Origin of the sequence: Rhodovulum sp. HP10, from assembly GCF_047553435.1 — a bacterium.
GTDB lineage: Bacteria > Pseudomonadota > Alphaproteobacteria > Rhodobacterales > Rhodobacteraceae > Rhodovulum.
On the sequence record NZ_CP180201.1, the window covers coordinates 3,064,280 to 3,085,472 of the forward strand.

At 65.9% G+C, this 21,193-nt stretch carries 24 protein-coding genes; 16 read left to right on the plus strand and 8 right to left on the minus strand.

From position 1 onward, the window contains the following. Positions 1-104 precede the first annotated feature (104 nt). Positions 105-848: an alpha/beta hydrolase gene (locus ACK8CO_RS14410; RefSeq protein ID WP_414897066.1), complete on the plus strand. Its 744-nt coding sequence runs from the start codon at positions 105-107 to the stop codon at positions 846-848. Between the two features lie 95 nt (positions 849-943). Here the strand turns inward: ACK8CO_RS14410 and phaZ are convergent, their stop codons facing one another. After that, a complete protein-coding gene (gene phaZ / locus ACK8CO_RS14415; protein ID WP_080617211.1) occupies positions 944-2,212 on the minus strand; it encodes a polyhydroxyalkanoate depolymerase in 1,269 nt (422 codons plus the stop codon). A gap of 98 nt (positions 2,213-2,310) precedes the next feature. On the opposite strand from phaZ, the gene ACK8CO_RS14420 reads away from it, so the two are divergent. The 3 genes from ACK8CO_RS14420 to phaR all read left to right on the plus strand — a co-directional run bounded on the left by ACK8CO_RS14420 (position 2,311) and on the right by phaR (position 5,413). Continuing rightward, positions 2,311-4,110, plus strand: a complete 1,800-nt coding sequence (locus ACK8CO_RS14420) for a PHA/PHB synthase family protein (protein WP_414897067.1) — start codon at positions 2,311-2,313, stop codon at positions 4,108-4,110. 129 nt (positions 4,111-4,239) lie between these two features. Next, positions 4,240-4,698 (plus strand): Phasin, encoded by a 459-nt coding sequence (locus ACK8CO_RS14425; protein WP_080617210.1) that lies wholly within the window; start codon positions 4,240-4,242, stop codon positions 4,696-4,698. 169 nt (positions 4,699-4,867) lie between these two features. Continuing rightward, entirely contained in the window at positions 4,868-5,413 is a 546-nt protein-coding gene (gene phaR / locus ACK8CO_RS14430) for a polyhydroxyalkanoate synthesis repressor PhaR (protein WP_080617209.1), read from the plus strand. 128 nt (positions 5,414-5,541) lie between these two features. On the opposite strand, the gene ACK8CO_RS14435 is transcribed toward phaR, so the two are convergent. Beyond that, positions 5,542-6,918, minus strand: a complete 1,377-nt coding sequence (locus ACK8CO_RS14435; protein WP_414897068.1) for an L-serine ammonia-lyase — start codon at positions 6,916-6,918, stop codon at positions 5,542-5,544. Positions 6,919-6,992: 74 nt separating this feature from the next. Further along, complete coding sequence (locus tag ACK8CO_RS14440) at positions 6,993-7,463, minus strand: hypothetical protein (RefSeq protein ID WP_414897069.1); 471 nt, start codon at positions 7,461-7,463, stop codon at positions 6,993-6,995. A gap of 74 nt (positions 7,464-7,537) precedes the next feature. Here ACK8CO_RS14440 and ACK8CO_RS14445 point away from each other — a divergent pair, with 74 nt between their 5' ends. The 7 genes from ACK8CO_RS14445 to ACK8CO_RS14475 all read left to right on the plus strand — a co-directional run bounded on the left by ACK8CO_RS14445 (position 7,538) and on the right by ACK8CO_RS14475 (position 14,271). Next, the gene (locus ACK8CO_RS14445) at positions 7,538-7,972 is read left to right on the plus strand and encodes a MarR family winged helix-turn-helix transcriptional regulator (protein WP_414897070.1); all 435 of its coding nucleotides are present in this window, start codon (positions 7,538-7,540) and stop codon (positions 7,970-7,972) included. Between the two features lie 193 nt (positions 7,973-8,165). Continuing rightward, positions 8,166-8,942 (plus strand): ribose-5-phosphate isomerase RpiA, encoded by a 777-nt coding sequence (rpiA, locus tag ACK8CO_RS14450; protein WP_414897071.1) that lies wholly within the window; start codon positions 8,166-8,168, stop codon positions 8,940-8,942. 10 nt (positions 8,943-8,952) lie between these two features. Beyond that, the gene (gene gor / locus ACK8CO_RS14455; protein ID WP_414897072.1) at positions 8,953-10,311 is read left to right on the plus strand and encodes a glutathione-disulfide reductase; all 1,359 of its coding nucleotides are present in this window, start codon (positions 8,953-8,955) and stop codon (positions 10,309-10,311) included. Positions 10,312-10,394: 83 nt separating this feature from the next. Next, the gene (hflK, locus tag ACK8CO_RS14460; RefSeq protein ID WP_080617203.1) at positions 10,395-11,507 is read left to right on the plus strand and encodes an FtsH protease activity modulator HflK; all 1,113 of its coding nucleotides are present in this window, start codon (positions 10,395-10,397) and stop codon (positions 11,505-11,507) included. Positions 11,508-11,510: 3 nt separating this feature from the next. Next, on the plus strand, positions 11,511-12,440 hold the full coding sequence (gene hflC / locus ACK8CO_RS14465) for a protease modulator HflC (RefSeq protein ID WP_414897073.1): 930 nt from the start codon (positions 11,511-11,513) through the stop codon (positions 12,438-12,440). 4 nt (positions 12,441-12,444) lie between these two features. Then, positions 12,445-12,639, plus strand: a complete 195-nt coding sequence (locus ACK8CO_RS14470; protein ID WP_080617201.1) for a DUF2065 domain-containing protein — start codon at positions 12,445-12,447, stop codon at positions 12,637-12,639. Between the two features lie 147 nt (positions 12,640-12,786). Next, a complete protein-coding gene (locus ACK8CO_RS14475) occupies positions 12,787-14,271 on the plus strand; it encodes a DegQ family serine endoprotease (RefSeq protein ID WP_369822786.1) in 1,485 nt (494 codons plus the stop codon). 253 nt (positions 14,272-14,524) lie between these two features. Here the strand turns inward: ACK8CO_RS14475 and ACK8CO_RS14480 are convergent, their stop codons facing one another. From ACK8CO_RS14480 to ACK8CO_RS14500, 5 genes are all read right to left on the minus strand, one after another. Continuing rightward, positions 14,525-14,755, minus strand: coding sequence for a ribbon-helix-helix domain-containing protein (locus ACK8CO_RS14480; RefSeq protein ID WP_414897074.1), 231 nt, complete (start codon positions 14,753-14,755; stop codon positions 14,525-14,527). Continuing rightward, complete coding sequence (locus ACK8CO_RS14485; RefSeq protein WP_414897075.1) at positions 14,752-14,943, minus strand: DUF4169 family protein; 192 nt, start codon at positions 14,941-14,943, stop codon at positions 14,752-14,754. The genes ACK8CO_RS14480 and ACK8CO_RS14485 overlap by 4 nt, the downstream gene beginning before the upstream one ends. Further along, positions 14,943-16,337 carry a class II fumarate hydratase gene (gene fumC, locus ACK8CO_RS14490; RefSeq protein ID WP_414897076.1) on the minus strand — a complete coding sequence of 465 codons (1,395 nt, stop codon included), beginning with the start codon at positions 16,335-16,337 and terminating at the stop codon, positions 14,943-14,945. Before fumC ends, ACK8CO_RS14485 begins: the two co-directional genes overlap by 1 nt. 82 nt (positions 16,338-16,419) lie before the next feature. Beyond that, positions 16,420-16,893, minus strand: a complete 474-nt coding sequence (locus tag ACK8CO_RS14495) for an SspB family protein (protein ID WP_080617197.1) — start codon at positions 16,891-16,893, stop codon at positions 16,420-16,422. A gap of 703 nt (positions 16,894-17,596) precedes the next feature. Beyond that, entirely contained in the window at positions 17,597-17,920 is a 324-nt protein-coding gene (locus tag ACK8CO_RS14500) for an ArsR/SmtB family transcription factor (protein ID WP_414897077.1), read from the minus strand. A gap of 196 nt (positions 17,921-18,116) precedes the next feature. On the opposite strand from ACK8CO_RS14500, the gene ACK8CO_RS14505 reads away from it, so the two are divergent. The 5 genes from ACK8CO_RS14505 to ACK8CO_RS14525 all read left to right on the plus strand — a co-directional run bounded on the left by ACK8CO_RS14505 (position 18,117) and on the right by ACK8CO_RS14525 (position 20,692). After that, positions 18,117-18,452 carry an AtpZ/AtpI family protein gene (locus ACK8CO_RS14505; RefSeq protein WP_414897078.1) on the plus strand — a complete coding sequence of 112 codons (336 nt, stop codon included), beginning with the start codon at positions 18,117-18,119 and terminating at the stop codon, positions 18,450-18,452. A 2-nt stretch (positions 18,453-18,454) separates the two neighbouring features. Then, positions 18,455-19,207 (plus strand): F0F1 ATP synthase subunit A, encoded by a 753-nt coding sequence (locus ACK8CO_RS14510; protein ID WP_042456524.1) that lies wholly within the window; start codon positions 18,455-18,457, stop codon positions 19,205-19,207. A gap of 57 nt (positions 19,208-19,264) precedes the next feature. Then, positions 19,265-19,501 (plus strand): F0F1 ATP synthase subunit C, encoded by a 237-nt coding sequence (locus tag ACK8CO_RS14515; protein WP_042456520.1) that lies wholly within the window; start codon positions 19,265-19,267, stop codon positions 19,499-19,501. 85 nt (positions 19,502-19,586) lie between these two features. After that, positions 19,587-20,126, plus strand: coding sequence for a F0F1 ATP synthase subunit B' (locus ACK8CO_RS14520; protein ID WP_080617194.1), 540 nt, complete (start codon positions 19,587-19,589; stop codon positions 20,124-20,126). 5 nt (positions 20,127-20,131) lie between these two features. Further along, positions 20,132-20,692 carry a F0F1 ATP synthase subunit B gene (locus ACK8CO_RS14525; protein ID WP_414897079.1) on the plus strand — a complete coding sequence of 187 codons (561 nt, stop codon included), beginning with the start codon at positions 20,132-20,134 and terminating at the stop codon, positions 20,690-20,692. Positions 20,693-21,193 lie beyond the last annotated feature (501 nt).

Genomic DNA, 21,193 nt, shown 5'->3' on the forward strand with positions numbered 1-21,193 from the left:
GCGCCGCCCGCAAGAGCCGCCGACGCGGCGGGGCTTGCCTCGACCTCGGTGCGCGCCTAGCGTCCGGCGGCAATCGACGACATCCGAGAAGGAGACCGGGGCCGATGACCGAACCGCAGATGCTGAGCACGCCCGAAGGCCGCCACCTGGCCTATCATCGGACCGAGGGGGCAGGGCCCGGCATCGTCTTTCTCGGCGGGTTCATGTCGGACATGGAAGGCACCAAGGCCACCCATCTCGAAGCCTGGGCCCGGGCGCAGGGGCGCGCTTTCCTGCGGTTCGACTATTCCGGCCATGGCCAGAGTTCGGGCCGCTTTGACGAGGGCGCCATCGGCGACTGGGCCGCCGATGCCCGTACGGCGCTCGGGGCACTCACCGAGGGACGCCAGGTGCTGGTGGGCTCGTCCATGGGCGGCTGGATCGCGCTTCTGCTGGCCCGCGCGCTGCCCGAGCGCGTGGCGGGCCTTGTCGGCATCGCTGCCGCGCCGGATTTCACCGAGGACAGCATGTGGGCCGGGTTCTCGGAGGCCCAGCGCGCCGAATTGACTGAAACCGGCCGGGTCGAGCTCCCCTCGGCCTATGCCGACAGCCCCTATGTCATCACCCGCCATCTGATCGAGGATGGCCGGCGGAACCTCGTGCTGCGCGCGCCGCTTGCCTTCGGCTTCCCGGTGCGGCTTCTGCAGGGCACGGCCGACGAGGATGTCGAGACTCGCGTCGCGCTCCGGCTGCTGGAGCGGATCGAGGCCCCGGATCTGCGGCTGACCCTCGTCAAGGGCGCCGATCACCGCTTCTCGAGCCCCGAGGCCCTTGCCCTGATCGAGCAGGCCATCCTCGAGATCGGCTGACGCTTCGGGCCCGAGAATCCGGCGTCGGGTCTTCTTCTTGGTTCAAATACCCATGCGCCGCAGGCGCCCGCGCCCTGTCGGGGCGCGGCTTCCGGTCAGACCGTTTTCAGATGGGCCCGCGCCGGTTGCGGATCGCCGGAATTGGCGTCGATGAAGTGCAGCACCAGCGGGCGGATGTTGTTGCGCCAGCTCTTGCCCGCGAAGATGCCGTAATGGCCCGCACCGGGTTCCAGATGGCTGGCCTTCTTGTTTTCAGGCAGCCCGGTCAGCAGATCGAGCGCGGCGATGCACTGGCCAGGCGCCGAGATATCGTCATTGGCGCCCTCGACGGTCTTGACCGCAACCTCGGTGATCGCGGCGATGTCGACCTTGCGACCGTTGACCGAAAACGCGTTCCGGGCGATCTCGCGCCGCTTGAAGACCCGGTCGACCGTCGTCAGGTAGAATTCCGAGGTCATGTCCATCACGGCGAGATATTCGTCATAGAAGCGGTTGTGCTTGTCATGATCGCCCGCATCGCCCTTGGCCGCGCGCAGGATCTGTTCCGAAAAGGCGCGGCTGTGCCGGTCCGAGTTCATCGACATGAACGAGGCCAGTTGCAGCATGCCCGGATAGACCAGCCGTCCGACGCCCGCATATTTGAACCCGACGCGCTGGATCACCAGCTGCTCGAGCTGGCCCATGGTCACCCGCCGGCCGAAATCGGTGACGTCGGTGGCGGCGGCATCGGGATCGATCGGCCCGCCGATCAGGGTCAGCGTGCGCGGCTGGGCGGCGGGGTCCTCCTCGGCCAGATAGGCGGTCGCGGCCAGCGCCAGCGGCGCGGGCTGGCAGACCGCGATGACATGGGTGTCGGGGCCCAGATGCTTGAGGAAGTCGACCAGATAGAGGGTGTAATCCTCGATGTCGAACTTGCCCTCCGAAACCGGGATGTCGCGGGCATTGTGCCAGTCGGTGATATAGACGTCGCAATCGGGCAGAAGGCTGGCCACGGTCGAGCGCAGCAGCGTGGCATAATGTCCCGACATCGGGGCCACCAGCATCACCCGGCGCCGCATCTGCGGCCGGCCATGTACCTTGAAATGGATGAGATCGCCGAAGGGCCGGGTCACGCATTTCTCGACCGAGACGATATGGTCGCGCCCGTCCGCGCCCACCACGGTGTTGATGTTCCAGTCGGGCTTTGCCACCATGCGGGCGAAGGTGCGTTCAGTGACTTCGCCCCAGGCGGCGATCATCTGGAAGAGGGGGGAGGGAACCATGGCGACAGCCGGATAGGACCCCAATGCGCGTGCGGTGGCGCCGAACCACTGGTTCGTGTTGCGCGCGGTCTCCATCAGGTCATAGGTCGTCATGAAATTCATTCGCCACTCCATCTGTGATGGTATATCGGGGGCCGGCCGCAACGGCCGGCTGCGCGCGTCTATGCTGCATCTGCGAAGGTTAAGGGGGAAACAACGTCGTGACAACAAAAGATGATGCGCCGGCCACCAATCTGGAGCGGCTGAACGAGAATCTGGTTAAGCTGGAAGAGCTGACGGAACGACTGGTTTCGGCGATGTCGAAGAAGCGGCGCATCGACCCGAACCTGCAGACGCCGGGGCATGATCTCTACATGAAGGCCGCGGCCGCCTACATGGCCGAGATGATGCAGAACCCCTCCAAGCTGATCGAGCATCAGGTGTCCTACTGGGGCAAGGCGCTCAAGCATTTCGTCGAGGCCCAAGAGGCGCTGGCCCGCGGCAAGCTGCAGGCGCCGACCGACAAGACGCCGAAGGATCCGCGCTTTTCCAATCCGCTCTGGCAGACCCATCCCTATTTCAACTACATAAAGCAGCAATACCTGATGAGCGCCGAGGCGATCTCGAGCGCGGTCAGGGATATCGACGGGCTCAATCCACGCGATGCAAGGCGGCTGGAATATTTCACCCAGCAGATCGTCGACCTGATGTCGCCCGCGAATTTCCTCGGCACCAACCCCGAGGCGCTCGAGCGTGCGGCCGCGACCGATGGCCAGTCGCTGGTCGACGGGCTCGAGAACCTGGTGCGCGACATCGAGGCCAATGACGGCGAGATCCTGGTCACGCTTGCTGATCGCGAGGCCTTTGCCGTCGGCCGCAACCTGGCTACCGCGCCGGGCAAGGTGGTGTTCCGCAACCGCATGCTCGAACTGATACAGTACGCGCCCGCGACCGAGACTGTTCACGCCACGCCCATCCTGATCTTCCCGCCCTGGATCAACAAGTTCTACATTCTCGACCTGACGCCGCAGAAATCCCTGATCCGCTGGCTCGTCGGGCAGGGCTACACGGTCTTCGTCGTGTCCTGGGTCAATCCAGATGCCAGCTATGCCGATGTCGGCCTCGGGCAATATGTCGAGGAAGGCTATCTGACCGCCATTGCCGAGGTGAAGGCGATCACCGGCGAAGACAAGATCAACGCGGTCGGCTACTGCATCGCGGGCACCACGCTGGCGCTGACGCTTGCGCTGATGCAGAAACGTGGCGACAGCTCGATCCGCTCTGCCACGTTCTTCACCACGCTGACCGACTTTTCCGATCAGGGCGAGGTCGGGGTCTTCCTCGACAATGATTTCGTCGACGGGATCGAGCGAGAGGTGATGCGGAAGGGGGTTCTCGACAGTTTCTTCATGTCGCGGACCTTCTCCTTCCTGCGCTCGAACGACCTGATCTACCGTCCGGCGATCCGCAATTACATGATGGGCGAAACCCCGCCCGCCTTCGATCTGCTCTACTGGAACGGAGATTCGACCAACCTCCCGGCGCGGATGGCGGTCGAATATCTGCGCGGGCTCTGCCAGGGGGACCGGTTTGCGACCGAGGGGTTCGAGATCTGCGGCGAGCGGGTGCATATCTCGGAGGTCCGCCTGCCGCTTTGCGCCGTGGCCTGCGAGACCGACCATATCGCGGCCTGGAGGTCGAGTTACGAAGGGGTGCGCAAGATGGGCTCGACCAGCAAGACCTTCATCTTGTCGCAATCGGGGCATATCGCGGGCATCGTCAATCCGCCCGAGCGCAGGAAATACGGCCATTACGTCAATGACGCGCCGATGAAGGACCTCGCCGCCGATGCCTGGCGCGAGGATGCCGCCTTCACCGAGGGATCTTGGTGGCCGCGCTGGGATGCCTGGCTGAAGCGTCGCTCGGGTCGGCAGGTTCCCGCCCGCGAGCCGGGGGCGGACGGCCACCCGCTGCTTGGAGATGCCCCCGGAACCTATGTCATGGGAAGTAAAGAGGACTGATATCAGGGGCTTGCCGTCAATGCTGCGCTGCAGCAAAATAATCTTGAAATGCTGCGCTGCAGCGTGTATATTCAGTCTCGGATCACAGCAGAGTTCGGGTGCAGTTTACCCGTAAGAGGAGAGAGACCCATGGCTGACGCACAAGACTTTACCAAGATGATGCAGGACATGATGTCGGCGTTCTCGATGGACCCGACCGCGATGCAGGACGCCTTCAGGACCCAGGCCGCCCTTGCCGAGAAGATGTCCAAGGTGGCGCTGGAAGCCGCCGAGAAATCGACCGAGATTTCCGCCAAATGGACCAAGGACACCCTGTCCAAGGTCGGCGAGGTGACCACGCTCAAGGACGAGCCCACCGATTACACCAAGGCCATGACCGACTTCGCGTCGACCTCGGCCGAGATGGCGGCCGAGAACATGGCGGCCTTCGCGGAAGTGGCGAAGAAGGTCCAGATGGAGACCGTCGAGCTGATGCTGGCTGCGGGCAAGGACTTCTCCGAGGATGCGACCTCGGCGATGAAAAAAGCCACCGCGACCGCGACCAAGACCGCCAAGAAGGCCACCACCGTCGCGTCGGAAAAGGCCTGACCGGACATTTTGTCCGGCAATCCTGAAGTCCTGTTGCCGGACCGGTTCGGGAAGGGCGGGTGCATCTGCACCCGCCCTTTCTTTTTGTTGCCGCTGCGCCTAAGCTTCCTGCCCTAAGCTTTCTGCGCTGCAATATCGGCGGCGAACCCAGCGGGGAGGAGTACAGTCCGTGACTGACGCGAAAGAGCCGCTTCTTATAAAGCGCTATGCCAGCCGGCGTCTCTACAATACGGAGACCAGCGATTACGTGACGCTGGAGGATATCGCCAAGGTGATCCGGACCGGCCGCGACGTGAAGATCGTCGATCTCAAAAGCGGTGACGACCTGACGCGCCAGTATCTGCTTCAGATCATCGCCGAGCACGAGAGCAAGGGCGAGAGCGTGCTGCCGATCAACGTGCTCACCGATCTCGTGCGCAGTTACACCACCTCGGCCCAGAGTGTCGTGCCGCAATTCCTTGCCGCAAGCTTCGAGATGCTGCGCGACAGCCAGTCGAAGATGATGGAGAATTTCGGCCGCATCAACCCGATGGCGATGCCGGGGCTGGGTGCGATGCAGGCACAGCAGGAAGCCTTCCTGAAAGCGATGACGGCCGGCTGGAGTGGCGGTGCGGCTCCCGGCACGGAAGGGGAGGGGGGCGAAGAGCGCGAACTGGAGCAGATCAAGCGCCAGCTCGCGGAACTGCAGCAGAAGCTCTCGAAGATGAACGGATAGGCTGCGGGCCGGGGCGCGCAGATACGGGGGGGCGTGGCGGGACGGCCGCGCGTGTCGCAGCGCCGGACCCTTCGGCAAGTCGGCCCCCAGCAAGTTGGCCTCAGCAATTCGGCCTCAGCAATTCGGCCTCAGCAATTCGGAATGTTGACGGCCAGCCCTCCCAGCGCGGTTTCCTTGTATTTCTCGTTCATGTCGCGACCGGTCTGGCGCATGGTCTCGATGCAGGCGTCCAGCGGCACGAAATGGTGCCCGTCTCCGCGCAGGGCCAGCGAGGCGGCCGAGACCGCCTTGATCGCGCCCAGGCCGTTGCGCTCGATGCAGGGCACCTGAACCAGCCCCTTCACCGGGTCGCAGGTCATGCCCAGATGGTGTTCCAGCGCGATCTCGGCCGCATTCTCGACCTGTTCGGGGCTGCCCCCCATCACCGCCGCCAAACCTGCCGCCGCCATCGCCGAGGCCGAGCCCACCTCGGCCTGACAGCCGCATTCCGCTCCCGAGATCGAGGCATTCTTCTTGATCAGCCCGCCGATCGCCGCGGCGGTCAGCAGGAAATCCCCGACCTTCGACGGCTGCGCGGCGGGCACATGGCTCAGCCAGTAGCGGATCGTGGCGGGGACCACCCCGGCCGCGCCGTTGGTCGGGGCCGTCACCACCTGCCCGCCTGCCGCGTTCTCTTCGTTCACGGCCATCGCATAGACGCTCATCCAGTCGTTGATCGTGTGCGGCGGCGTCAGGTTCATGCCGCGTTCGGCCTGCAGCGCTTTATGGATCGCATGGGCCCGCCTGCGGATGCCGAGGCCGCCGGGCAGCAGACCGTCGGTCGCGAGCCCCCGCTCGATGCAGTCCGACATGGCCGACCAGATCCGCGCCAGTCCGGTCTCGAGCGCCTCGGGCCCCATCCGCGCGATCTCATTGGCACGTTTCATGGCGGCGATCGACTTGCCCGAGGTCTCGGCCAGGGCCAGAAGTTCGGCCGCGCTGGCAAAGGGATAGGGCAGGGATGGCGCTGCGCCCCTGTCGGTATCGCCCGCGGCAAGCTCGGCCTCGGTCCGCACGAATCCGCCGCCGATCGAGTAATAGGTCTCGCGGGTCAGGATGTCGCCTTCCGCGTCGATGGCCGAGAGGGTCATGCCATTTGCATGGCCGGGCAGGGCGCGGTCGTGATCGAAGACGAGATCGGAGGCCGGATCGAAACGCAGCGGCGGCAGGCCTTTGGGGCGGACCTCGGCCTCGGCCCGGATCCGCGCCAGCGCATCCTCGGCGGCGTCGCGATCATAGCTTTCTGGGGTGAAACCGTCGAGCCCGAGGATCACCGCCCGGTCGGTGGCGTGCCCGATCCCGGTGAAGGCCAGAGAACCGTGCAGCGAGGCGCGCAGACCCACCGGATGGAAGGGTGAGCCCCGCAGCAGGTCGAGAAACCGCGCGGCCGCCAGCATCGGCCCCATCGTATGCGACGAGGAGGGGCCGATGCCGATCTTGAAGATGTCGAAAACGGACAGGTCCATGCGTGCCTCCCTTTCCAGCCAAGGTGGCCCGTGGCACCGACAAGTCCATTCCGAAAGCGACATTCGGCCGCCGCTCAGCGCAGGGCGGGGCGTCCCTGGCGCATTCTCAGGCCGTCGCGCAGATTGGCGCCCAGAAGCGTGAGATTGATCGCCCCCGCCGCCAGTTCGCTCAGTTGCACCACGACAAAGGCGGCGTCGAAATCCTGTGCCGCAGCCTTCTTGGCCAGGAACAGGGCCGAGGGCACGAGGATCAGCAGCCCGTTCAGCGCGACGAGCCGCATCCGCTGTGCCTTGCGGGCAACAAGAGGGCCGTGGCGGTCGCGCGCCAGCCGGGCCCCGCCCGCCCCGGCAACGATCAGCGCAGGCACCAGCAGGACAAGCCCGTAGGGGATCGCGGTCTTGACCGCCACGATCTGGGGCGTCGTTCCGAAAAGTTCGGCGCCAAGCGTCGACAGCCAGAACGAGGCGATCAGGGCAAGGCCAAGCGCGCCGGCTGCGGCATGCAGTCCGGGGAGGCGGGAGGTCTCGGTCGGGATCGGTGTCATGACGATTCTCCAAATGGATAGCCTGCTATTCAAAATGCCATTGTATAGCGAGCTATGCAATGGCAGAACAGCGCATGAGCTTTAACAAGGATGACTCGGCGGGATATCTCGCCAACCACATGGCGCGGCTCTTCGCGGCGGCGCTGACCCGGCGGATCGCGCCTCTGGGGCTGATGCCGGGGCAGTTCATGGTGCTGCTCGAGCTGTGGCGCGAAGACGGGCTGACCCAGCGCGATCTGGTCGAGCGGCTGGATGTGGAGCAGGCGACCATCGCCAATACCCTGAACCGGATGGAGCGCGACGGGCTGATCCTGCGCGAGCCTGACGCGGCCGACAGGCGGGCGCGCCGGGTGCGGCTGACCGAGCGGGCCCGCGCCCTGGAGGCGCCGGCCACCGAAGCCGCGACCGAGGTCAATGGCATCGCGCTGGCGCGGCTTGCGCCCGCGGATCGCGCCCGCTTCGCCGATCTGTTGCACGCGGTGATCGCGGCGCTCCGGGAGGGGCGGTAACCGACCGTCAAGGCTGTTGTGACAGATTTCTCTCCGGGGTCCGGTCGGCGCCGGAATGGACGGTCGTGGCCCCGACGATCCCTCTCTCGCTTTCCGGTCTTGCCTCCCTGTCGATGCCCGCTCCGGGCAATTCGGTCTCGCGGCTCTGACGCTTGGCGTCTATAACGGCCGGGACCGCACAAGGAGAGGCATCATGGCCGCAGAGCTTTCCCCCATCGAACTGGCCAAATATGTCGCCGGACGCCGCGCCGCCGATCTGATCGAGGACGGCATGCGCGTGGGCCTCGGCACCGGCTCGACCGCGGCCTGGCTGGTGAAAAGCCTGGGCGCGCGGGTGCGCAACGAGGGGCTCTCGATCACCGCCGTTCCGACCTCGGCCCGGACCGCGGCGCTGGCCCGCGAGGTCGGCATCGACGTGGTCAGCCTCGAGGATGCGCGCTGGCTCGATCTGACCATCGACGGCGCCGACGAATTCGACCCGGCCTTCAACCTGATCAAGGGTGGCGGCGGCGCGCATCTGCAGGAAAAGATCGTGGCGACGGCCTCGGACCGGATGGTGGTGATCGCCGACCCGGCCAAGGCCGTGGCCCAGCTCGGCGCGTTTCCGCTGCCGGTCGAGGTGATCGGTTTCGGCTGGTCGGCCAGCCGCAAGCTGATCGCCGAGGCGCTGGAGGGGCTCGATGTCCTCGGCCGCGAGATCACGCTCCGGATGGCGGGCGAGCTGCCGTTCCGCACCGATGAGGGCAATCTGGTGCTCGACCTGCATCTGGGCCGGATCGGCAATCCGCGCCAGCTGGCGCTGGTCCTGAACCAGATCCCGGGCGTGGTCGAGAACGGTCTGTTCATCGACATCTGCGACGCCGTGGTGATCGGAAATCCCGACGGCCGGGCCGAGCTGCGCGATGCCGAGGGCAGCGAGGAGGCCCGGGTCGATCTGCCCGAAAGCGACAATCTCTTCGCCGATCTCTGAGGGAGGGGACATGAGCTTCGATTACGATCTCTTCGTCATCGGCGGCGGCTCTGGCGGGGTGCGCGCGGCGCGTCTCGCGGCGGCCGAGGCCGGCGCCCGGGTCGGGCTGGCCGAGGAATACCGCATGGGCGGCACCTGCGTGATCCGGGGCTGCGTGCCGAAAAAGCTGATGGTCTATGCCTCGGCCTTTCCGCAATCGGTCGAGGATGCGCGGGCCTATGGCTGGCAGGTTCATGGCGGCGAGTTCGACTGGTCGCTGTTCAAGGCACGGCTCGATGACGAGCTGACCCGGCTCGAGGGCATCTATCGCGGCAATCTCGAGCGCGCGGGCGTCGAGATCTTCGACAGCCGCGCGGTGCTGGCCGATCCGCACAGGGTGCGGTTGGCCGATGGCACCGAGAAGACCGCGCGCCATATCCTGATCGCGACCGGCGGGCGGCCCTTCGTGCCCGAGTTTCCGGGCTCGGATCTGGCGATCACCTCGAATGACGTGTTCCTGTTCGAGCGCCTTCCGAAACGCATCCTGATCGTCGGCGGCGGCTATATCGCCTGCGAATTCGCCTGCATCCTCAACGGGCTCGGGGTCGAGGTCACGCAGTTCTACCGCGGCGCCCAGATCCTGCGGGGTTTCGATGACGAGGCGCGGGGCCATATTGCGGGGGCGATGTGCGCGCAGGGGGTCGATCTGCGCGTCGGCTGCAACGTGCAGCGCATCGACCGGGTCGAGGACGGGCTCTGGGTCAAGGCCACCGATGGCGGGGATGCGGTCTTCGATGCGGTGCTGTTTGCCACCGGGCGGCGGCCCAATACCGACGGGATGGGGCTCGAGCAGGCGGGCGTCGCGCTGAACCCCAATGGCGCGGTCTCGGTCGACGAATGGTCGCAAAGCTCGGTGCCCTCGGTCTATGCGGTGGGCGATGTCACCGACCGGATCGCGCTGACGCCTGTCGCGATCCGCGAGGGCGCGGCCTTCGTCGAGACCGTGTTCAAGGGCAATCCGACCCGTGCCGATCACGAGCTGGTGCCGGGCGCGGTCTTCACCCGCCCCGAATACGGCTCGGTCGGCATGACCGAGGAGGAGGCGCGCAGCCGCGGCCCGGTCGAGATCTATTCGACCGCCTTCCGGCCGATGCAGTCGGGCTTTGCCGGGCGGCCCGACCGGGTGATGATGAAGCTCGTCGTCGCGGCCGACAGCCGCAAGGTGGTGGGCTGCCATATCGTGGCCGATCAGGCGGGCGAAATGATCCAGCTGGCGGCGGTGGCGATCAAGATGGGCGCGACCAAGGAGGATTTCGACCGGACCGTGGCGGTGCATCCGACCATGGCCGAAGAGCTGGTGACGATGAAGGTCCCGGTTCGCACGGGTTGAATTCGGGCGCGCGGTGACCAGTTACAAAGCAGTCATCGCGAAAATGAGAACGAGATTGAGCAAGACAAGAGGTAAGACCCCATATGGCTGGAAATAGTGGCGGTCCCTGGGGGAGCGGAGGCTCTGGACAGGGTGGCGGAGGCAACCGGGGCGGCGGCGGTGGACGCGGCCCGGGCGACGAGCCGCCCCAGATTCCGGAAATCGACGAGCTGATGCGTCGCGGGCAGGAGCAGCTGCGCGTGCTGATGGGCGGTCGCGGCGGTCGTGGCGGCGGCCCGAAATTCACCCGGACCGGCGTGGCGCTGGCGGTGCTGGCGGCCGGCGTGGCCTGGGCCTGGGCCTCGTTTTACACGGTCAAGCCCGAGGAGCAGTCGGTCGAGCTTTTCCTGGGCCGCTATCTCGATACCGGCAATCCGGGCCTGAACTTCGCGCCCTGGCCGCTGGTCAGCGCCGAGGTGATCCCGGTCACCCGCGAGCAGACCGAGGACATGGGCGTGGGCCGGGCCGGCGTCGATGCCGGGCTGATGCTGACCGGCGACGAGAACATCGTCGATGTCGACTTCCAGGTGGTCTGGAACATCAACGATCCGGCCAAGTTCCTGTTCAACCTGCGCGATCCGCGTCAGACCATCCGCGCCGTGTCCGAATCGGCCATGCGCGAGATCATTGCCCAGTCGGAACTGGCGCCGATCCTGAACCGTGACCGCGGGCTGATCGCCTCGCGCCTCACGGATCTGATCCAGCAGACGCTCGACAGCTACGATTCCGGCATGAACGTGGTCCGGGTCAACTTTGACAAGGCCGACCCGCCCAAGGAGGTCATCGACAGCTTCCGCGAGGTGCAGGCCGCCGAACAGGAACGCGACCGGCTCGAGAAACAGGCCGATGCCTATGCCAACCGCGTCGTCGCCGGTGCGCGCGGCGAGGCGGCGCAGATCCTCGAAGAGGCCGAGGGCTACCGTGCCCGCGTCGTCAACGAGGCCGAGGGTGAAGCCAGTCGCTTCAGTGCGGTGCTGGACGAATATGCCAAGGCACCCGAGGTGACGCGCAAGCGGCTCTATCTGGAAACCATGGAAGAGGTGCTGGGCAAGGTCGACATGATCATGCTCGACAAGGACCTGACCGGGCCGGGCGGCGTGGTGCCCTACCTGCCGCTGAACGAATTGCGGCGCACCGATACCGGAGGGAGGAACTGATCCATGAAGAAGAGTGCACTCCTCATCCCTCTCGCCATTCTCGTCGGGGCCACGGCCCTGTCGTCGATGTTCATCGTCGACGAACGCGAACGCGCGCTCGTGCTGCAGTTCGGCCAGGTCAAGGCGGTGAAGTCCGAGCCGGGGCTGGCCTTCAAGATCCCGCTGATCCAGGAAGTCGTGAAATATGACGACCGTATCCTCAGCCGCGATATCGATCCGCTGGAGGTGACGCCGTCCGACGACCGCCGTCTGGTGGTCGACGCCTTCGCCCGCTACCGCATCGCCGATGTGGTCCAGTTCCGCCAGGCGGTCGGCGTGGGCGGCATCCGCGCCGCCGAGGACAGGCTCGACAGCGTGCTGCGCGCCAATACCCGCGAAGTGCTGGGCTCGGTCTCGTCCAACGACATTCTCAGCTCGGACCGGGCCGCGCTGATGATGCGGATCCGCAATGCCGCCGCTACAGAGGCAAGGGGGATCGGGCTCGAGATCGTCGATGTGCGGCTCAAGCGCACCGACCTGCCGGAGCAGAACCTCGAGGCCACCTTCGCGCGGATGCGGGCCGAACGCGAACGCGAGGCGGCCGACGAGATCGCGCGCGGGGACGAGGCGGCGCAGCGGATCCGGGCGCAATCCGACCGGACCGTGGTCGAGCTGGTCTCGGACGCGCGGCGCGAAGCCGAGATCATTCGCGGTCAGGCCGACGCCCAGCGCAACAGTGTGTTCGCGGAAGCCTTCGGTGCCGACAAGGAATTCTTCGAGTTCTACCGCTCGCTCAATGCCTACAAGGCGGCATTCGGCAAGGGGAATGCCTCGATGGTTCTCTCGCCCGACAGCGAGTTCTTCGAATATCTCGAGCGTGCCGACCGTCCTCTGGCGCCCGCGCCGTCGGCGCCGACCGGCCCCGCTGCGGCATCTGGCCCGGCTGCGGAGTGACGCGATGGAAAAGATCGTCCTGGGCCTTGGCATGGTCCTGGTGATCGAGGGGCTGGTGTTCGCACTGGCCCCTTCGCGTCTGGAGGAGGCGCTGGAGATCCTCCGCCGTATTCCGGCCGACACCCGGCGGCTGCTAGGTCTGGCCGCGATCGGCCTTGGCACGGCTCTCGTTTGGCTTGCCCAATCGCTTTGGGGCTGAAACAGTTGCGAACAGAGCCATTCACGTCCTGTTGAGGCGACCGGGCCCGTCCCCGTGTTGCACGGAGGGGCGGGCTGGCACCATAACTCACGGGAACCGGTCCCTTGCGCAAAGGGATGACGGCACAGCTTTCAGGAGGATATATCGGTGACATCGCAGGCCATCTCTCTTTCGGTCAGGGGCGCGTCGTCCTCGGAACGGTTGCGTCCGCTCTGGGCGCTGATGCTGGGCCTGGCGCTTCTCATGGCGCAGGCGAGCCTTGCCCTGGCCCGTGCCGCGCCCGAAAGCTTTGCCGATCTCGCCGAGAAGGTCAGCCCGGCCGTGGTCAACATCACCACCTCGACCACGGTCGAAGGCCGGACCGGTCCAAATCCGCTGCTGCCCGAAGGGTCGCCCTTCGAGGAATTCTTCCGCGATTTCATGAATCCCGACGGCAATCCGAACATGCCGCCGCGGCGCAGCCAGGCGCTGGGCTCGGGCTTCGTGATCTCGGAAGACGGCTATATCGTCACCAACAATCACGTCATCGAGAAGGCCGACGAGATCCAGGTCGAGCTGTTTGAGGGCGAGACGCTCGAAGCCGAGGTGGTCGGCACCGACCCCAATACCGACATCGCGCTTCTGAAGGTGAAAAGCGACAGGCCGCTGCCCTTCGTGCCCTTCGGCAAGAGCGAGATGATGCGGGTCGGCGACTGGGTGATGGCGATGGGCAACCCGCTGGGGCAGGGCTTTTCCGTCTCGGCCGGGATCATCTCGGCCCGCGGCCGGGCGCTCAGCGGCACCTATGACGACTTTCTTCAGACCGATGCCGCGATCAACAAGGGCAATTCGGGCGGGCCGCTCTTCAACATGGAGGGCGAGGTGGTCGGCGTGAATACCGCGATCCTGTCGCCCACCGGCGGCTCGATCGGCATCGGGTTCGCGATGTCCTCCGAAGTGGTGGCCAATGTCGTCTCGCAACTCAAGGAATTCGGCGAGACCCGGCGCGGCTGGCTTGGCGTGCGGATCCAGGACGTGACGCCCGACATGGCCGAGGCGCTGGGGCTCGGGCAGGCGCGCGGCGCGCTGGTGACCGATGTGCCCGAGGGCCCGGCGGCCGAGGCCGGCATGCAGTCGGGCGACGTGATTCTCTCCTTCGACGGCATCGATGTGGAGGACACCCACGGGCTGGTGCGGCAGGTCGGCAATGCCCCGGTCGGGAAGGCCGTGCGCGTGGTCGTGTTCCGCGAGGGCAAGACACAGACATTGCTGGTGACGCTCGGTCGTCGCGAGACGGCGGAAGGCGCCGGTTCGGGCGGCTCCTCCGACGGCTCCTCTGCCCCCGAGCCCGAGGCGGCCGAGATCCTCGGCATGACCCTGGTGCCGCTGACCGACGAGCTGCGCGATCAGCTTGGCGCCGGGAACCTGGCCGACGGGCTGGCGGTCAGCGATATCGACGAGGCCGGCGAGGCCTATTCCAAGGGCCTGCGGGCGGGCGATGTCATCACCGAGGCCGGACAGCGTCCGGTCGCCACCGCCGCCGATCTGCAGGAGCGGATCGAGGAAGCCCGCGATGCCGGCCGCAAGTCGCTTCTGCTTCTGGTCCGCCGTCAGGGCGAGCCCCGCTTCGTGGCGCTGTCGGTCGGGGAGTAGGCGGCTAGACCCGACCCTCGGGCACCACGCTCGGCTAAGGGCGAGAAATACGGCCGGAGCGGTGGCAAGCCGCGGCTCCGGCCTTATGCTTTTGAAGACGCGCTTATGTCTCCGCAGGGCACTCTCCCAGGGAGAGCGGCCTGCTTGCTGGCGGTCTCGCCTTGCGGAATGCCACCTGCTGCCTGGGCGCAGGAGCTACAGCCTTCGCGATCAACAGGCCGATGTTTCAGCGGCATTGCCGGACAGCGGGCGCTCAGCGATCGTCCCGGCGCTGCCGGAAATGCGTCAGGACATGCACCCGCAGCGCCGAGGCGAGCCCGACATCCATTCCGCGGCTGTCGTCGATCTCGGCGGCCAGCGCGTTGACCGCAATGCCCCGCTCGGCCGCGATGTCGCGGAGCGCGCGCCAGAATTCGTCTTCCAGCGAGACCGAGGTCCGGTGCCCCCGGAGCGTCAGCGAGCGCTTGACCGGCCGTCCGCTCATGCCTCGTCGTCCGGGGCCCGCCTGTGCCCGTCAAGGGCGTCTCGGGCGCGGGTGGCGTCAAGCTCCTCCCGCGCCTTCTGGCCCTTGCTCCGGCCGAAGCGGGCGGCATTCCCGTCGCCCTGCACCTTCTTCGCCGCCCGCTCGCGGGCCTTGCGTGCCTGACGCAGGTTGACGACGCCGCCCGTCATCAGTCTTTGGGGCCGATCATGTCTTCGGGCCGCACCACGCGGTCGAAGGTCTCGGCATCGACGAAGCCAAGCGCGATGGCCTCTTCGCGCAGCGTCGTGCCGTTCTTGTGCGCGGTCTTGGCGACCTTGGTGGCATTGTCATAGCCGATGGTCGGCGCCAGTGCCGTCACCAGCATCAGGCTTTCCTTCATCAGCTTCTCGATCCGCGCGGTGTTGGCCTTGGTGCCCGCCACCATGTTATCGGTGAAGCTCGACGCCGCGTCGCCCAGAAGCTGCATGGATTGCAGCACGTTATAGGACATCATCGGATTGTAGACATTCAGCTCGAAATGGCCCTGGCTGCCGGCAAAGCCCACGGCCGCGTCATTGCCCATGACATGGGCGCAGACCATGGTCAGGGCCTCGGCCTGGGTCGGGTTGACCTTGCCGGGCATGATCGACGAGCCGGGCTCGTTCTCGGGCAGGATCAGCTCGCCCAGCCCCGAGCGGGGCCCCGAGCCCAGCAGCCGCATGTCATTGGCGATCTTGAACAGCGAGGCCGCCACCGTCTTCAGCGCGCCCGAGAACATCACCATCGCATCATGCGCGGCCAGCGCCTCGAACTTGTTCTCGGCGGTGACGAAGGGCAGGCCGGTGATCTCGGCTATGCGGGCGGCGACCCGGCCGTCCCAACCCTTCCTGGTGTTCAACCCGGTGCCGACGGCGGTGCCGCCCTGGGCGAGCTCGTAGATGTCGGGCAGGGCGGACTTGACGCGGGCGATGCCCTTTTCCACCTGCTTGGCATAGCCCGAGAATTCCTGGCCCAACGTCAGCGGCGTCGCGTCCTGGGTATGGGTCCGTCCGATCTTGATGATATCGGCGAATTCGTCCGATTTGGCGGTCAGCGCCTCATGCAGCTTTTCCAGCCCCGGCAGCAGCACGTCGCGCGCCATCATGCCGATGGCCACATGCATCGCGGTGGGGAAGGTGTCGTTCGAGGACTGGCCCATGTTGCAGTGATCGTTCGGATGCACCGGGTCCTTCGAACCCTTCTCGCCGCCCAGCATCTCGATGGCGCGGTTCGAGATCACCTCATTGGCGTTCATGTTCGACTGGGTGCCCGAGCCGGTCTGCCACACGACCAGCGGGAAGTTGTCGTCGAACCGGCCGTCGATGACTTCCTGCGCCGCTGCAGCGATGGCCTCGCCCAGTTTCGGGTCCAGCCCGCCCTGGTCGATATTGACCAGCGCGCAGGCCTTCTTGATGACGCCGAGCGCGCGGATGATGGCCACCGGCTGGCGTTCCCAGCCGATCGGGAAATTCTGGATCGAGCGCTGGGTCTGGGCGCCCCAGTACTTGTCGGCGGGCACATCCAGCGGGCCGAAGCTGTCGGTCTCGGTGCGGGTCTCGGTCATCGCAATCCTCCGGTCGGGTTCGGCCCAGCTAATAGGCCGGGCCGTGCCTCGGAGCAATGCCCGTGCGAGCGGTCCGGGCGGACTACTTGCGGAACTTGTCGAGGCTCACGACCTGGGCGTCGCCGTTCCCGGCGCCGTCGTCATGCGGCTCGGCCTCGGGCTGGTCGGAGGCTTCGTCCTCCTCGTCTTCGTCCTCGTCGCTGTCCTGGGTTTCGAAGCGGAGCCCGAATTCGACAGACGGGTCGACGAAGGTGCGGATTGCGTCGAAGGGAATGAACAGCGGCTCGGGGCTTTCGCCGAAATTGAGCGTGACCGAAAAGCCGTCCTCGCCGACCGAGAGGTGATCGTACCAGTGCTGCAGCACCACGGTCATTTCCGAAGGATAGCGCTGGCGCAGCCAGTCCGCCAGCTGCGCCTCGGGATGGGTCGTATCGAAGGTGATGAAGAAGTGATGCTCGCCCGGCAATCCGTCGGCGGCAACATCCGACAGAACCGTGCGGATCAGACTCCGCATCGCGGCATGCATCAGATTGCCATACTCGATCCGGTCGGACATCGCGCTGATACCTCTAGGTTGTGTTGCGCCCAGCATAGGGGATTCGACGGTCAGGAAAAGGGGGCGATGCAACTGCATCGGTCGTCCGGCCCCAATTCCGGCCCAGTTCCCTGTGCGGCACGGACCGAAAGAGGCGCGGGTCACCCGATCTTCCGGTCGTCGTACCCGGGCTCGGTTGCATCCTTGGAAAGATGTCTGAAATGCCGGAAAAGACCAGCGAAATCTGGCCTCAGGATCTGTCGATTCCAGGCTCCCGGGATGTTTCAGGCCCCGCGGGGGGATCTGATCCATGGGCAACCTATACCGGCTTTCCGAGGCGAAAATGAAGATGGGGGGCTTGACGCCGTTCCTGCCCAAGAGCCACGGCCTCCCTTCGGGTCGATGACCGGCATGTGTGGCGAGGCATAATGTCATTCAATCGCAATGACCTGCTGTGTACGACGTGCCTGGCGAGCAGGGCCCCCTCAGGACATTCTGCAACCGGTGAACGCTCTGGAGCGAGAACGGTGTCCTTGTCCGGATCATGGCAGGGCCGGGGGCCGGGGGCGCCGAATACAAGACGATCATGATCGACGTGAGCAGGCCAATGCCCTGCATTCAAGCGCGCAAGTATCTGACAGCACATCCTGCGGCCCCGAGCGCGTCCGCCTTTCCTGGAATGGTATGGAAAGAAGGTTAAGTGGACCAATTGGCGCGCCTGGTCTTACCCGTTCAGCTCGGTTGCGAGGAAGCGTTCGAAGGCGTCGAGATTGACCGCCTCGAACTGGCCGAAGCCCTGCATCCAGATCGAGGCATCCCTCAGCGCGTCGGGTTCGAGCTTGCACCATTTCACCCGGCCGCGCTTTTCCTGGCTGATCAACCCGGCCCGGGTCAGGATCGCCAGATGCTTCGAGATCGCCGCCAGCGACATCTCGAAGGGATCGGCCACGTCGGTCACCGCCATGTCATCCTCGAGCAGCATCGCGAGGATCGCTCGCCGGGTCGGGTCGGCGAGGGCGGAAAAGACGATGTCGAGCCGGTCATCCATCGCCGCAGGATGCGCCTTTCCCGAAGCGATCGTCAACCGTCCGGTTGAATATGGCAAAGCTGTGCCAGGGCCGGGTTCTGCGCGGCAGCATCCGGCAAAAACACGTTTTTTCAATGACTTGAGCAAGACGCAATCCGCTTGACTCATTCCCCCCCTCTGACTAGCTTCGCCGCGACTGTCCGAGGGGGACGTTCGCATGGTTGACCCGGCCGAAAAGGAACGGCTCGCCCGGCTGGAAGCCCGGCTTGCCGAACTCAGGAAGGCCAAGGCCGCGCCCGCGCCCTCTCACATGGACTCGCATTACACCCAGGCACAGCTGGCCTGGCGCATGGTGATCGAACTGGTCTCCGGTCTGGGGATCGGCTTCGGCATCGGGTACGGGCTGGACTCCTGGTTGGAGACCATGCCGATTTTCCTGGTGCTGTTCATATTGTTGGGCCTCGCGGCCGGCATCCGGGTGATGCTGCGCACCGCGCAGGAGGTCCAGGGCCAACAGGCGGCGGCGGCCGCTGAGGACGAGAAGAGGGATTGAACGTGGCGAGCGAAGACGCGACCGGCGGAGTGAATATCGATACCATGCACCAGTTCATGGTGACGCCTCTCTTCGGCGATGGCGCCGTGCACTGGTATACGCCCACCAATGTGACGCTCTGGATGGGCATCGCCGTTCTCTGCACCGTGCTGCTTCTGGTGATGGGGACCCGGGGCCGCGCCATCGTGCCCTCGCGCATCCAGTCGGTGGCCGAGCTGGCCTATGGCTTCGTCTACAAGATGGTCGAGGACGTGTCGGGGCGCGAGGGGCTGAAATACTTCCCCTACATCATGTCGCTCTTCATCTTCATCGTCTTCGCCAACTTCCTCGGCCTGATCCCGGGCGCCTTCACCACCACCTCGCATCTCGCGGTCACCGCGACCATGGCGCTGGCGGTCTTCTTCGGCGTCACCATCCTCGGCTTCGTCAAGCATGGCGCGAGCTTCCTCAGCCTGTTCTGGATCACCGCCGCGCCGCTGGCGCTGCGCCCGATCCTGGCCATGATCGAGGTGATTTCCTACTTCGTGCGCCCCGTCAGCCACTCGATCCGGCTTATGGGCAACATGATGGCCGGCCACGCCGTGATGAAGGTGTTCGCGGGCTTCGCTGGTGTGCTCGGCGTCGGGGCCGTGTTCCCGGTCGTGGCGATCGGCGCCATCTATGCGCTCGAATTTCTGGTGGCCTTCATCCAGGCCTATGTCTTCGCGATCCTGACCTGCGTCTACCTGCGCGATGCGCTGCATCCGCATCACTGACGCCCGGTCCCGGATCACATCCTGAATCTGCCAATTCCAACGTAAGGAGAAATCGACATGGAAGGCGATATCGTTCAAATGGGTGCCTATATCGGTGCTGGTCTGGCCTGTACCGGCATGGGCGGCGCCTCCGTCGGCATCGGCCACGTCGTCGGCAACTACATCTCCGGCGCCCTGCGCAACCCCTCGGCGGCTGCCTCGCAAACCGCCACCATGTTCATCGGTATCGCGTTCGCCGAAGCGCTGGGGATCTTCTCGTTCCTCGTCGCGCTTCTGCTGATGTTCGCCGTCTGATCTCCGACTGAACCGATCCTTACGGCCGGGTGGGGCCTGACCACAGGCACCCACCCGGTGTGATCCGGGGTTCCAGGGGGACGACATGGCAACAGAACTAGAGGCCGCAGAATCTGCCGGGCACGCTGCCGACGCCGTCGGCATGCCTCAGCTCGACTTCTCGACCTATCCGAACCAGATCTTCTGGCTCGTCGTCACGCTGTTCGCGATCTATTTCGTGCTGTCGCGCATCGCGCTGCCGCGGATCGGTGCCGTTCTGGCCGAGCGCCAAGGCACGATCTCGAACGACATCGCCGTCGCCGAAGAACTGAAGCTGCAGGCCCAGGAGGCCGAGCGCGCCTATGAGAAGGCGCTGGCCGATGCGCGGGCCGAGGCGCAGCGGATCGTCGCCGAGGCCAAGGCCGAGATCAAGGCCGATCTCGACGCCGCCACCGCCAAGGCGGATGCGGAAATCGCGGCACGCTCGGCCGAGGCCGAGGCGCAGATCGCCGAGATCCGCGCCGGTGCGCTGGAAAGCGTGACCGAGGTCGCCAAGTCGACCGCTGTCGATGTGGTGGCCGCGATGGGCTTCAGGGCCGATGCGGGCACGATCGATGCCGCCGTCGACAGCAAGCTGAAAGGGTGAGACCGATGAAGAAACTCGCAGTCGCCCTGAGCTTCGTGGCGTCTCCGGCGCTGGCGGCGGAAGGCCCGTTCTTCTCGCTGAACAACGCCGAATTCGTCGTCACGATCAGCTTCATCGCCTTTCTCGCTCTGCTCGTCTACCTGCGGGTGCCGGGCAAGCTGATGGCGATGCTCGACAAGCGTGCGGCCGGCATCAAGGCCGATCTCGACGAGGCGCGGGCGCTGCGCGAAGAGGCGCAGACCGTTCTGGCCTCCTACGAGCGCAAGCAGAAGGAAGTCCAGGTCCAGGCAGAGCGGATCGTCGAGACCGCCAAGGCCGAGGCCGAGATGGCTGCCGCCAAGGCCAAGGAAGATCTCAAGGTCGCGATCGCGCGCCGTCTGGCCGCCGCCGACGATCAGATCGAATCGGCCAAGGCCGGCGCGGTCAAGGAAGTGCGCGACCGGGCGGTTGCCGTGGCTGTTTCCGCCGCGCGCGACGTGATCGTCAGCCAGATGACCGAGAAGACCAGTGACAAGCTCGTCCATGACGCCATCGGCGAGGTTCGCGGCAAGCTTCACCTGCACTGATCCGGAAGGCTGTCGGCGTCCCGCCGCAGCGCCTTTCCGAAGCCAGGACCCCGGCCTCGCGGCCGGGGTCCTGCTTTTTTGGCGACGGCCCGACAGGCCGAGGCGCGCCCGCTGTGCCGCAGCGGGGACCTGGCGTGATCCGCGCCCGATCTTCTGTTTTCCTGCGTTTCCCCGCGTCCCGGGCATCTCCTCGCCATAATTTCAGGGTCTGATGGGACTGCGTCGGGACGGTTCCCGATGCCGTCTCGCGATGGTGTTTCGCACCGCCGTTTCGCACCGCCGTTTCGCAGGGAGCCCCGTGATGATCGCCGCCCTCGTTCTTGCCCCGATCTGTCTTGCCTCGCTTGCCGGGATACTTGCCCTGACCTGTCTCGCTGCTGCGGCAGAGAGGGCGCGCCGGTCCGGTCGGGTCCTGCTTCCTGTCCCACTTGCCGTTCCGGTTCGGGTCCCGGCTTCCCACCGGGCGCCGGGCTCGTGGCGGCCGGTGAGCGGAGGGCGCAG